The 12488-nt window shown below is 60.3% G+C and carries 10 protein-coding genes; 2 read left to right on the forward strand and 8 right to left on the reverse strand.

Annotated features, from left to right (window positions below):
* Positions 1-91 precede the first annotated feature (91 nt).
* The 4 genes from V9L13_RS07010 to V9L13_RS07025 all read right to left on the reverse strand — a co-directional run bounded on the left by V9L13_RS07010 (position 92) and on the right by V9L13_RS07025 (position 4956).
* Positions 92-1129 (reverse strand): fimbrial protein, encoded by a 1038-nt coding sequence (locus V9L13_RS07010; protein WP_338801997.1) that lies wholly within the window; start codon positions 1127-1129, stop codon positions 92-94.
* Positions 1126-1863 (reverse strand): molecular chaperone, encoded by a 738-nt coding sequence (locus V9L13_RS07015; RefSeq protein WP_103520413.1) that lies wholly within the window; start codon positions 1861-1863, stop codon positions 1126-1128. Before V9L13_RS07015 ends, V9L13_RS07010 begins: the two co-directional genes overlap by 4 nt.
* A gap of 31 nt (positions 1864-1894) precedes the next feature.
* Positions 1895-4342, reverse strand: coding sequence for a fimbria/pilus outer membrane usher protein (locus V9L13_RS07020; protein ID WP_226499325.1), 2448 nt, complete (start codon positions 4340-4342; stop codon positions 1895-1897).
* An 80-nt stretch (positions 4343-4422) separates the two neighbouring features.
* Positions 4423-4956 (reverse strand): fimbrial protein, encoded by a 534-nt coding sequence (locus V9L13_RS07025; RefSeq protein WP_103483453.1) that lies wholly within the window; start codon positions 4954-4956, stop codon positions 4423-4425.
* Positions 4957-5274: 318 nt separating this feature from the next.
* Between V9L13_RS07025 and V9L13_RS07030 the strand changes: the two genes are divergently transcribed.
* Positions 5275-6624, forward strand: coding sequence for a divalent metal cation transporter (locus tag V9L13_RS07030; protein ID WP_338801998.1), 1350 nt, complete (start codon positions 5275-5277; stop codon positions 6622-6624).
* 16 nt (positions 6625-6640) lie between these two features.
* Here V9L13_RS07030 and V9L13_RS07035 read toward each other — a convergent pair whose 3' ends face one another.
* Complete coding sequence (locus tag V9L13_RS07035; protein WP_338801999.1) at positions 6641-7021, reverse strand: helix-turn-helix domain-containing protein; 381 nt, start codon at positions 7019-7021, stop codon at positions 6641-6643.
* A gap of 100 nt (positions 7022-7121) precedes the next feature.
* Here V9L13_RS07035 and V9L13_RS07040 point away from each other — a divergent pair, with 100 nt between their 5' ends.
* Entirely contained in the window at positions 7122-7871 is a 750-nt protein-coding gene (locus V9L13_RS07040; protein WP_338802000.1) for an SDR family oxidoreductase, read from the forward strand.
* A 26-nt stretch (positions 7872-7897) separates the two neighbouring features.
* On the opposite strand, the gene V9L13_RS07045 is transcribed toward V9L13_RS07040, so the two are convergent.
* From V9L13_RS07045 to V9L13_RS07055, 3 genes are all read right to left on the reverse strand, one after another.
* A complete protein-coding gene (locus tag V9L13_RS07045) occupies positions 7898-10138 on the reverse strand; it encodes a TonB-dependent receptor (RefSeq protein WP_338802842.1) in 2241 nt (746 codons plus the stop codon).
* 160 nt (positions 10139-10298) lie between these two features.
* Entirely contained in the window at positions 10299-11417 is a 1119-nt protein-coding gene (locus tag V9L13_RS07050) for an aryl-sulfate sulfotransferase (RefSeq protein WP_338802001.1), read from the reverse strand.
* A 72-nt stretch (positions 11418-11489) separates the two neighbouring features.
* A complete protein-coding gene (locus V9L13_RS07055) occupies positions 11490-12470 on the reverse strand; it encodes an ABC transporter substrate-binding protein (protein ID WP_338802002.1) in 981 nt (326 codons plus the stop codon).
* Positions 12471-12488 lie beyond the last annotated feature (18 nt).

Consider the following 12488-nt stretch of genomic DNA (forward strand, 5'->3'; position numbering starts at 1 on the left):
GGCGGGCCTTTCGAGGAAGGATTTATCCCTGCGTCATGTAGGAAATTTCCCAAGACTTGTTCCGGCGTCCTCTGTGCCCAAGCCGTCGCGATCAGTGATACACGACCTGCACCACCACGATGGCATTGAACGGCCCGACCTGCGGGTCACCCAGCGACACCATGGACGCGCTCAATGGCACGTCGATATGGCTCACGTCCGCGGCAAAACTGGCCAGGTCGAACGGTTCGTTGATCGGCAGCAAGTTGTTTTTCGCATCGCGGATCTGGATCGCGAACTGGCTGTCCGCCGCCGGCAGAATGTTGTATTCGCCCTGCTGGTTGGCCGTCACGAACGTCGCACCGATATTGACCGGCGTGCTGCAATGCTTGTCCAGCGCCAGGCTGAACGGCTTGGTCGGGTTGGGCGGCGAGAAACCGGTGCTGGTTTTCTGCACCACGCCGAAGTCGACGATGCCCGGCTCCGGCGTCACTGTGACATCAACCGTGCAGGCAGTGCCGACGATGTTCTGCAAACCGCTGAGCTGATAACGGAAGTTGCCGAACGGGTTGGACGGCCCGCCGTTCAGACCGTATAGACCGTCGAACTGGAACACGTCGTAGGTATCCTGCGTCGGACGCTGCAACGGTAGCAGTCCGCGTTTGCGGATCACCACCTGAAACGCAATGTTGGGGTAGACCATCGAACAGGCTTTAACCTCATCGGCGGTGCCCGCCGTCGGACATCCCGGAGAAACGAACCCGGTGTTGACGCCCATCGCCGGGTTGGAACTCCAGTCGCCATCCCACGCCGTGACGCCTCGGTACACCAGACCGAACTCGATGCCCCATGGCGTGGCGTCCAGGCGTGCCGGGTTGCCGTAGAAATAGATCGGATCATTTTCGGCAAAGTGTATATCGTACGGCTTCCAGCACTGGGCCGGCACCACCTGGGTTCTTGAACGCCAGATGATCGTACCGTCGGGCACACTGTCCGGCACCGATACTGGGCCGATGTATTCGCTCAGATAGTCGCCATTGGTCATCGACTTGCAGAACAGCGCCATCGACGCCTGGGAAAACCCCAACAGCAACGACGCGACGCACACTTGCAGCGCCTTGCGTCGATGCCGGCGCAACCAGCCCGTCATTTCTGCACGCCCTTGCACACGTTGGCGGCGCACTGGAACAGCGAATCAGTCTGACCACCGAAGTCGTTCATGTTCAGCACCCGCAAGGTGTTGAACCCGGTTTGGCTCAACGCAAAACGGGTATTGCTCATCGGTTTGAGCATCACCGTGTCGATCGGCATCGCGGTCTTCTCGGGGCCTGCCTGCAATCCGACGATGGTGATGTGAAACGGCGTCGGATTATCCACCAGCAACGCCTTGGCAGCCGGGTCGATCCTGATGTTCAGCCCCAACGCCAGATCGGCGCCCCGCTCTCTCTTCACCCCGCTGGGACGGTAGAACAGTTTGATTTTCGATTGCAGCGCAATCTGCATCGCGTTGACCGCCTGAGTCTTGGGCGGAATCTCGCGGATGTTCAGGTAGAACACCGATTCGCGATCCGTGGGCAACACGGTATCGGGCAGTTTGACGATGCGCAGAATCGTGCTTTCCTTGGCCTCGATCCGTTGCAGCGGCGGCAGCACCATGAATGGCGAGCTGATTTTCTTGCCGCTTTCATCCTCGATCCATGACTGAATGACGAAGGGCAGTTCCGGGCTGCGATTGCCGACGGTGACACTCACCGACGGCGCGCCTTCTTCGAAAATCACCCGGGTCCGATCCGGCACCACCGCGGCGTTGGCCAGTAGCGGCAGACTCATGGACAGCGTCAGGAGCAGCGATTTGCAGCGCTGCAAGTTGGGTTTGCAATTCATAGGAAATCTCCAGAAAAGTCAGGGCGCCGCCCTACAGGCAGCGCAAGGGATGCGAGACATTGGTCACGATGTCTTCGACGGGCAGTTCGGCCAGGGCGCAGCTTTTGCTGTCGTCCCAACGCGCCACAAGGCGAGCGTCGGTTTTCACGCCCAAGAGGTACGTCACTCCGTCCTCGCCGACGATGCCCACTTCCTTGTTGGTATTGCTGTCCTGAATCGAGGCCCCGAACGGCACTGCACTGCCATCTGCCAACAGCAGCGTGACGAACGCGTTGTGCCCCTGCCCCGCGGGGAAATTCACGTAGCCGATCGCGCCTTCGGTCAGCGCCAGCCGTTGAATCGGGTTGCTGACTTCAGTGTTGAGCGGCAGCTTTTCCATGTTGACCCGGGCCTCGTAGGCCTGAAACGACGGCAGGCCATCCATGACGGCGTAACCGTCCTGGTTGGTTCGGGCACGACCGGCAAACGCCACGTCCGGCACGCCGTCGGTGGACACCAGCAATCGGGTATCGCCGTTCGAGCCGTTGCCGTGGGCCGCCACGCCATAGCGGGTCACCACCAGCGAGCTATCAATTTCACCGGTGGCCGAGCTGTAGGTACTGCCATCGGTGGTGACCGAGGCATTGGCGCGATACGTCGAGGTGCGTTTGCCGACGTAGGCATTGACGTAGCGGTTGTCGCCGACGCCGCCGTAAACCTGATAATTCACGCCCTCGCCAGTGTCGTGGCTGTAACCGACATTGCCGGCATAGCCGCCGGAACCGCTGTGCTGGATGTTGCTCGACATCGTCGAATTGCCGCCCAGCGGGATGGTCACTCCGAGGTAGATCTGCGAGTCGTTCTGCAAGGCATTGCGCGTCTGGTACGCCGACAGGTTGACGTTGATGTTCTTGACGTTGCCCAGGGAAAAACTGCGCGCCAGCGACACGCCGACCCGATCGGCATCCGGCGCATCCCAATAGGTGGAATGGTCGAAGGACAGGCTGGTGGACAGCCACGGGAAACTCTTGGCGAGGATCACCGAATAGCGCTGCTTGCCGGCGTTCATCGAGTAGGAGTCGGGGTCACCGATAAACTGCGAAAAGTTGGTGAAGGTCTTGTCGGAAAAGCGATAACCGAGGAAGCGCAGATCGGTGCCAATGCCATCGAAGTGCTTGGAATAGTTGATGCGGTACGAGTTACCGGTGACTTGTTCACCGTTCCAGCGCAACTTGGCGCGGGAGGTGGTGACGTCGGCCGACAAGGCGCCGAACGCGCCCAGATCCTTGCCCAGCCCGACGGCATGAGCCAGATAACCCGAGGAAGCGAGGACGCCGCCATACGCGGTCCAGTCATGGGGCAAGCCGTACGCCAGTTCCGAGGCGACAAAACCCGGTTCGATCCCGCGCGCGCCGTCCAGCCGTGGCTGGCCGCCGGACAGCTTGTAGCGCAACTCGCCTTCACGGGCGAGGAACGGCACCGCTGCGGTGGATACGGTAAATTTCTGCTCGGTACCGTCCTCTTCGCGCACAGTGACGTCCAGCGTGCCCTGGGCGCTGCTGTTCAAGTCCTGAATGCTGAACGCGCCCGGAGTCACGGTGGTGGAATACAGCACGCGCCCCTGCTGGGAAACCGTGACGGTGGCATTGGTGCGTGCCAGACCACTGATCAACGGCGCATAGCCGCGCAGATTGGGCGGCAACATACGGTCGTCACTGCTCAGGGTAGCGCCACGCAGGGCGAAGGTATCGAACACGTCCGAGTTCAGGTAATCCTCGCCCACCGACAGTTTCGAGCGGATCGAGGGCAGCGCGCGATAGGCGTACAAGCGGTTCAGCTGAAACGGCTTGTCGCCGATGTCATCACCCTGGCTGTCGTTGCGTACTTGAGCCTGATAGTCCGCACGCACGCGCCAGGTATCGAAGTTCAGACCGGCCGTGCCGTAGCTCTGCACCGAATTCGAACGAGTGGAATTGCCAGACGCCGATGACTGACGCGAGTTGGCGATCACCCGGTAATCGAGCAGCGCGCCATTCAAGCCATTGCTCCAGGCTGCCGGCGGAATGTAGTTGGGATCGTCGTACTCGAACGACGCCTGGGGAATACTGATTGCCAGGCGTGCCAGGTTCTTCAGGTATTTGATGCTCACGCCGGGCACGCTGGCCAGATCCACGCACTGCCCGTTCGCCGTACGCGGCAGGCTTTCCAGCAGTGGCGGCTTGAGGCCGAAGGTTTGCACCAGATCCAGCGTCAGACAGGCATAACTCTGCTGTGGGTCAGCGCCGGGTTTGAATTCAATCGAGCGCGTGCCGAAGTACCGTTGGTTGACAGCAATGTCGAGCAAGTAAGTGCCGGGCACGGTGTAGTCGGCATGCACAAATTGCCCGAGGCTGACATTCTTGTCGTTATCAATATTCAGAAAGTCCGAATTGAACTCGACAGCCTGTGCCTGGCTGATTGCCAACCAAAGAGAGGACAGAATGAAAGTGCGACGATACAAGGGAGAAACCCTATCGAATGATTCAAACGCAATAAAAAAAGGGGTTTGCACCCCTTTCTCTTACAACTGATAAAGGCTTATCAGTTGTAAGCCACTGTGAAGTTGGCAACGCTGTCAGCTTCACCGGTAGTGACGGTGGCCGCCGTCGCTTCGTACATGGCAGCAAACGAAACGGTGTTGTTGCCGTTCTGCAGAACTACCGGAGCCACTTGTTCTTTACCGTTGTCGAGCATTTCGCCAGCACTGGCCTGCAGGCGGATCCCGACGTTCTGCGCCAGACCGGTAGTAGCGAACAGCTCTGGAACGGTTGGATCCTGCACACCGGTGAAGGTGAAACGGGCGTTTTTCTGGGTCGAGGTGTCGCACTCGGTGAGGACGATGTCGAACTTCTCAGGGCTCGAACGATCGCCGATTGCCTTGAAGGTGTTGGCAGGTACCTGACCCAATGGAACGGTCTGGTCCAGGGAGTTGGCATCGATACCGCACGCGCCGGAAACGATCTCACCGGTGAAGCGAATAGTGCCCGGGTTGCCAGTAGGCGGAGTGGCGGCGTTCGCCAGGGAAGCCAGACCCATTACAACGGTAGCGGCAGTAACAACGACAATCTTTTTCATGACTGAATCTCGATGGGATAGTTATTTTTGAAACAACTACTCGCCCTTCTGAGTTCGCACCTGAAATACATTGAAAACACACCGTCGATTGTTTGACTTGTAACGGTCGATGCTGACAGCGGATCTTTCAGGGCGTAGAAAATGACGAGCACTTTGTTCCGCTGAAAATCATCGCTGACGGCCACTGGCGAACATGTAGGATTCGTCACTGCAAACTGTAGGAAATTTCCCGCTTAACCTGCCCGGGCCGGTGCACGTCCGGGTATGCGTCTATAGTCAAACCCGTGGCAACGCCTCTTCAGGCGTTTCTGAATCCTGTTGAAAAAAACATCATTCAAAACAGGTGTGGCAGTCCTTCTCCCTGAGAAAAAAATGAACAATAAAACGCCCATCGAGAAGCCTGCGGTTGTCAGCCACGGTTCATGGGTAAAAAAACTCGGGCCCGGGCTTATCACGGGTGCGGCGGATGATGATCCCAGCGGGATCGCCACCTACTCGCAAGCCGGCGCACAATTCGGCTTGAATACCCTCTGGACCCTGTTTTTGACGTTTCCGTTGATGGTCGGCATTCAGATCATCAGTGCCAGGATCGGTCGCGTCAGCGGGCATGGGCTGGCGACCAATATTCGAAGGCATTACCCTCGCCCGTTGTTGTTCGGGATCGTCACGCTGTTGATGTTTGCCAATACCATCAATATTGCAGCGGACATCGCCGCCATGGGGGCGGCACTGAAGCTGTTGATCGGCGGATCGCCGCACTTCTATGCCGTTGGCTTCGGCATCGTGTCCCTGCTGCTGCAGGTGTTCATTCCCTATAAGCGTTACGTGCGCGTACTCAAGTGGCTGACCCTGGTGCTGCTGGCCTATGTGGGGATCGTGTTTGCCGTGCACATTCCCTGGGGCCAGGTCGTTGAGCACACTGTCTGGCCTCAGCTGTCGTGGAAACCGGCGTACATCACCATCGTGGTGGCCATTTTTGGCACGACCATCAGCCCTTATCTGTTTTTCTGGCAGGCATCCCAGGAAGTCGAAGAACTGGAGGCCGATCCGCAGGCGCAGTCACTGATCGATGCGCCAAACCAGGCAAAAGCCAACTTCACCCGCATCAATACCGACACCCTGATCGGCATGGGGATCTCGAATATCGTCGCGTTTTTCATCATGCTGACCACCGCTGTCACCCTGAACCTGCATGGCCTCACGGACATCCAGACGTCCGAGCAGGCCGCGAGTGCCTTGCGACCGATTGCCGGCGAGTTCGCCTTCTGGTTGTTCAGCGCCGGCATCATTGGCACAGGACTACTGGCGGTTCCCGTCCTCGCAGGTTCTGCGGCGTACGCCGTTGCCGGAACATTTCACTGGCGCAACAGCCTGTCGGCCAAACCCCTGGCCAACAAAGCGTTTTACAGCATCATCGCGGCGTCGACCTTATTGGGTGTGTTGATCTGCTTTGCACCGATTGACCCGATCAAGGCGTTGCTGTGGAGCGCTGTCGTCAATGGTGTGATTGCAGTGCCGATCATGTTCATCATGATGTTGATGGCATCGCACCCGAAGATCATGGGCTCCTTTGTCATTGCGCCCGGGCTTAAAGTTCTGGGCTGGAGTTGCACCGCGGCGATGGCGGTCGTGGTCATCGGCATGTTCTGGGGCCTGTTTGCAGCGTAGCGCCTGGATATCCGCGTTATTCGCACTGGGGATGGCGAAGCTGATTGGCATTGATGCGCATCCATTCAGCCAGCGAGTCCAGCGTCCCTTGCAGAGTGCTCCCCAGAGCCGTGATCCGGTATTCCACCCGGGGCGGTACCTGCGCGAAAACCGTGCGCGTCACCAGCCCGCGTTGTTCAAACAGGCGCAACTGGCGCGTCAGTTCCTTCTGGGTGATGGGCGCCACCGCACGCTGCAGATCACTGAAGCGCACAGGGCAGTCCAGCACGATCAGCCGGTACAGGATCGGAATGGCCCACTTGCCGGAAATCAGATTGACGAAATCGACCATCGGGCAACCCGCGGGCGGTTTCAGCGGCAAATCCGTGGTGTCTGGCAGCGGTTGTTGAGTGTTCATGAGGATCAAGTCCGTCCCTTGGTATGCAAAAGGTGCCTACTGGTCAAAGGATACTAATGCTCTGAGAATAGCTATCCAACCCGTTGCAGAGGCGCAAGACATGTCGAGGCTGAAAAACAAATTCGCGTTGATCACTGGCGGGACCTCCGGCATCGGCCTGGAAACCGCACGCCAGTTTGTGCTGGAAGGCGCGACAGTCGCAGTCACTGGACGCAGCGCAAGTGCCTTGCAGGCTGTAAGGCACGAACTGGGCGATGCCGTTCTCGCGATCCAGAGCGATGCGGGTGACAGCGTTGGCCAACAGACGCTGGCGCGCAAACTCGCCGGGGTCTGGCCGCGGCTGGACGTGCTGTTCGTCAACGCCGGTGACGTCACTCACCGCTCTATCGAAGATTGGGACGAAGCGGCATGGGATCAGCTCATGCAGATCAACCTCAAGGGCCCGTTCTTCCTGATCCAGGCGCTGATGCCGCTGCTGGCCAATCCGTCGTCGGTGATCCTCTGCGGTTCCGTCAGTGCCAGGATTGGTCTCGCGCAAAGCAGTGCGTATGCCGCCAGCAAGGCCGGGCTGCTGTCGCTGGCGCGCACGCTTTCCGGCGAACTGATCCAGCGAGGCATTCGCGTCAATGGCCTCAGCCCCGGCCCTACTGAAACGGCGGCGCTGGACAAACTCGGCTTGCCTGCCGCCGAGCAGCAGGCGTTGCGCGAGCGGATTCGTCAACTGGTGCCGATCGGCCGTATGGGAACCCCGTGGGAACTGGCCAAAGCCGCCGTTTACCTGGCCTCTGATGAATCGGCTTACGTGGTCGGGACCGAATTGCTGGTGGACGGCGGCGTCGGCAATTTGTGATTGAAACCAGCGCCCGCAGACGTCATTCAGAAATCATAACGCGCGGTCATTCCCAGGGTTCGCGGCGTACCCAGCACGCCGGTATACGCACCGTTGGGTGAGTTCCACAGCGTCGTGTAGTACGTCTTGTCGAAGGCGTTTTTCAGCCACAGCGAAACGTCCCACTGCCCCCTGCCCCAGTCGCCGCGCACACCGGTGGCGACGTTCACCAGGCCGTATCCCGGCAACTGACCTTGCGCAGAGTCATCCACCGTACCGACTGCATGGGAACGCCACGCGTAGCTACCGCTGACGTAGGGCTGCAAGCCGTCTTCCAGATTCCATTGGTAGGCGGCGTTGCTGTTGAGGATCCATTTCGACGCGCCCACCACGGCATGCCCGCTCAGATCGCAGGCCGCCGGCGCCCCCGGACGCAAGGCGATCTCGGCCGGGCATGGGGCATCCTCGTAAGACAGATAACGCACATCGTTCCATGATCCATTGAGGTTGATCGTCAGGCCCCGCAGCGGGCGCCAACTGCTGTCGAGTTCCAGCCCGCGACTGCGTACCGAGCCGGCATTGGTCAGATAGCTGGTGAGATTGACGTCGTCGTAGGCATTGGTCTGATAGCCATGCACCACCGTCCAGAACAGGTTGGCGTTGAGCAACAGGCGTTGATCGAGCAACGTGGTTTTGATGCCCAGCTCGGCGTCGTTGGCCCTTTCGCTGCCGATCAACAATGAGTCGGCACCGGCGACCGGGGCACTGGCGACGCTGAGGTTCACACCACCCGACTTTTCGCCGTGGGACAGCGACGCATAGCCCAGCACCTGATCGTTCACATGCCAGGCAAGGCTTGCCAGTGCCGATGGGCTGAAACTGTACAGGCTCAAGTCACCGGAATCGTAAGCGCCGACCCTTCCGGCCCGGGCACCCGCTGCGGCGCCGCTGACCGGACTGCCGCCCAAAGGCGCGTTGCGGGTGACCTCTGCCAGCTTGCGCTCATACGTGCCGCGCAGGCCCAAAGTGAAATCCAGGCGAGGGGTCAAATGCCAGGTGCCCTGAGCAAATGTGGCGAAGCTGTCGGTATCGACATTGCCATGCCCTACGCTGGTGACGTTGTTCAATGCACCTTGCGGGGTGCCGTTCCAGGTATCTGCCAGAGGGCCGTAGTCGGTGAAAACGCTGTTGTTCATTTCCTGACGGAAGTAGTAAGCACCGAGCACATAGTCGAAATGTTCCCCCACCGGGGAGGCCAGTCGCAGCTCCTGCGAGTACTGTTTATCGCGAGCGGACTGCCCGACGTTGTGCATCACATCAACGTTGAGTTCGTCATCATTGCGCGGGGTGAAATCCCACCACCGATAAGCGCTGATCGACGTCAGCGTGTAGCCATCAGGCAGATTCCAGTTCGCCTCCAGCGAAGTACCGCCCTGAAACACCTTGACGCTCTGATCGGCGTCCAGATTGACCCGGCGACCGCTGACCAGCGTTGCCCCGACCGCCGCTGCACGCTGTTCGTAGCGGTTGACGCCACTGATGGTCGGCCCGGTGCTGAACAACGAACGTGTGCCGGCGCTGGAATCCTCTTCGTGATAATCAGCCAGCCAGCGCAGATTGAAGTCCTCGTTGGGTTGGAACAGCAACTGCCCGCGCGCGCCCTGACGAACGCCGCCGCCCAGCGTGTGCCCGTCGTACTCGTTGTTCACGTAGCCGTTTTCATGAGTGCGATAAACCGCAAGGCGCCCCGCCAACGTGTCATTGAGCGGTCCGGAAAAACTCGCCTGATTTTGCGTGTAGCCATCCTCGCCCACCGAGGTGGAGAGGCTGCCTTGCGGCGTAAACGATGGGCGGCGCGTGGTGATGTTCAGCACCCCGGCCGTGGTGTTCTTGCCGAACAAGGTGCCTTGCGGGCCGCGCAGCAATTCGATCTGCTCGACATCCAGCAAATCGAACACTGCCATGCCGGGACGGCCGAGATAGACGTTGTCCAGGTAGATGCCGGCGCTGCCCTCCAGGCCGTCGCTGGCCGGGTTGTTGCCCAAGCCGCGAATCGACAGGCTCGATTGCCGCGCGTGCATGAACGCGACGTTGACGCTGGGCATCGCCTGCTGCAAATCCTGCAAGCGATACAGGCGCTGTTCCTCAAGGGTTTGTGCGCCGAGCACGCTCATCGCCGTGGGCACTTGCTGGGCATCTTCGCTGCGGCGTCGGGCCTCAACCGTGACCGTCTGCAGCACATCGGAATTGGCCGGCAGGTCATTGGCCGTTGCCGGCAAAAACGGCATCAGCGAGAACAAGCTCAGTGCGCCAGCATTAAAGGTGCGCGAATAAAGAAGATTCATCGGTGGTTCCTGGAGCGGCCTCAAGCCGCTCTTCGAGAGGAGTCGATACTTCGCTGCGCGTGGCTTGCGTGAGCGTGATCGTTGCGGTGGGTTGAGTGGGTGTTCAGTCACGCAGCCATGGAAGGTCCTGACGCTGATAACGGTGCGCACGGAATATCGCGTTGTTCTCGCCCGGCAAGTAGCGTCGCGATGGCGCATCGGGATAGCTGGCGAAGTGCGGATTGACGTATTCCCACACCACTTCGCCGGCCTGGGTGACCTCGAACAACCGACCGAAGTTAGCCTCGGTCACCAGCGTGTTGCCGTTGTGCAGACGTTGCGCGCCGCCCATGAACGGCGTGAAGAACGCGTAGCCCGGCGTGTCGGCGTATTGCCATTCGATGCATTGGGTGGCCGGGTTGATTTCAACAATGCGCGAGTGCGGCATGCTGATGTGGGGGCGGAAGATGCCGTTGTCGAACACCAGAACATTGCCGTTTTCCAGTTCGCTCGGGCAATGCTGTTGCGCGACCAGATCGTGCCCCAGACGCCACAGCACTTCACCGCTGCCACGTTGCACGGCAATCACTGAGGAAACGCTGCGCAGGCTGAGAATCACCTTGCCGTCGCGCCCCGGCGTCACGGCGTTGGTCATCGGCCAGTGATGACGCTCGAAGCATTCGTGCAACGGGTAATCCTCGGGACGCAGGTGCTCCCAACTGCGCCACTCCCAGACCACGTTGCCCTGACGGTCGACCTCCTTGACCACGTCGGCATAGATCACCCCGCCCGGCGCCTCGCTGCCGGGAATACCACCGAGCACACGCCGGGCCAGATCCGCACTCAAGGGCTCGGCGGTGGTGTACAGCAGGTGGCCGTTATCCAGCCATTGCGCGTCGTGGTGATGCAGCAGATCGGTGTGCTCCCAGACCACCTCGCCTTCGGGGGTGACTTCGCTGAACGCACCGCCGTGCCACACCGACCAGCCCGGAAACAGGTCAGGCGAATCGGTATGGTTGCCGTTGTAGCCAAGGTTGCCGTTGCGCAGGATCACTGCGTCGCGGCCCGGGCGCTGAGGCAGTTTCCAGCGATGGACGATCTCGCCGTCAAGGTCGATCAAAAACACTTGGCCGTCCGCCGTTTGCGGGGCGAACAAGGTATAGCCGCCGGCACTGCGGGCATGATCGACAGCGATCAGGCCGGTCTTCTGGCGTTTGAGCGTGGTGGTTTGCACAGCAGGCATAGCTTTTCTCCAGACGTGTAAGCCCCGGCCGCCAGCGCAGCAGCACGGTGAACGGGGCATGAAAAAAGGGATTCAGGGCGTGGGCAGCACGGGGTTGAAGCGGTCGTCGAACATTTGCTCAACCTGCAGCGGATGGGGGATCAGGCGTTCGGTGGCAAACATGTCCGCCAGACGCTGCTGCGAGGCAATGACTGAAGGCTCAATTCGCACGTACCGCAGGTTCTGATGAGCGAGCATTTCACGCACCAGCTCGACGGGAAGCCGCGTGGTTTGCGCGAACACCCGGGCCCAGTCTTCAGGATGGGCCGTGGCCCAGTTCTGAGCACGGGCCAGCCTGGCCAGCAGATCACTCACCTGCCCTGCGCGCTCGGGATCATCCAGTGCAGGCTGGCTGGCAACGGTGAAGTTCAGACCGGTTTCCGGCCAGGCGCTGCCATCAAGCAGAATTCGCGCTCCCCGCGAAGTCGCCTGACCGACGAAGGGATACCACACCGACCAGGCATCGAGTTTGCCGCCGGCAAAAGCGTTCTGCGCGTCCACCGGGCTGACATAGGCAATGCTCACCTCACGCGGTGTGAGGCCGGCCTGATGCAGCGCGGCCAACAACAGATAATGACCGCTGGTGCCTTTGGCGACTGCGATTCGCTTGCCTCTGAGGTCAGCCACACTGCGCACCTCGGAGCCTTCGGGCACCAACAGCGCATTGTTGTTTTGCGCACCGCTGGCCACGCCGATGATCCGCACCGCGTAGCCGCCGGCCTGGGCAAACACTGGCGGCGCGTTGCCCACCACACCGACGTCGATCGCCCCGGCGCTCAGCGCTTCGAGCAGCGTGGTCCCGGCGAGAAACGGATGCCACGACAACCCGTAGGCCAGATCCTGATCCTCGCCCGCCGCGTGCAGCAATGCCTGAATCAAACCGCTCTGATCACCCATCTTCAACGGCCCGGCGATGGCAGAAACTGCCGGGGTCAGCAACAACGCGGCGCAGCACAGCAGCGCTTTCAGGCGCGCGGTTAGCGGATGCTTGGCAGCAGCAGTTTTTATCGGCATTGTCGCGCTCTCACTTGT

Source organism: Pseudomonas sp. RSB 5.4, assembly GCF_037126175.1.
Taxonomy (GTDB): domain Bacteria; phylum Pseudomonadota; class Gammaproteobacteria; order Pseudomonadales; family Pseudomonadaceae; genus Aquipseudomonas; species Aquipseudomonas fluorescens_H.

Bases quoted from the DNA above. Each gene is read 5' to 3' on its own strand.
- V9L13_RS07055 (WP_338802002.1), bottom strand. From the start codon at position 12,470: ATGCCGATAAAAACTGCTGCTGCCAAGCATCCGCTAACCGCGCGCCTG.
- V9L13_RS07025 (WP_103483453.1), bottom strand. From the start codon at position 4,956: ATGAAAAAGATTGTCGTTGTTACTGCCGCTACCGTTGTAATGGGTCTG.
- V9L13_RS07050 (WP_338802001.1), bottom strand. From the start codon at position 11,417: ATGCCTGCTGTGCAAACCACCACGCTCAAACGCCAGAAGACCGGCCTG.
- V9L13_RS07015 (WP_103520413.1), bottom strand. From the start codon at position 1,863: ATGAATTGCAAACCCAACTTGCAGCGCTGCAAATCGCTGCTCCTGACG.
- V9L13_RS07040 (WP_338802000.1), top strand. From the start codon at position 7,122: ATGTCGAGGCTGAAAAACAAATTCGCGTTGATCACTGGCGGGACCTCC.
- V9L13_RS07045 (WP_338802842.1), bottom strand. From the start codon at position 10,138: ATGCCGTTTTTGCCGGCAACGGCCAATGACCTGCCGGCCAATTCCGAT.
- V9L13_RS07035 (WP_338801999.1), bottom strand. From the start codon at position 7,021: ATGAACACTCAACAACCGCTGCCAGACACCACGGATTTGCCGCTGAAA.
- V9L13_RS07010 (WP_338801997.1), bottom strand. From the start codon at position 1,129: ATGACGGGCTGGTTGCGCCGGCATCGACGCAAGGCGCTGCAAGTGTGC.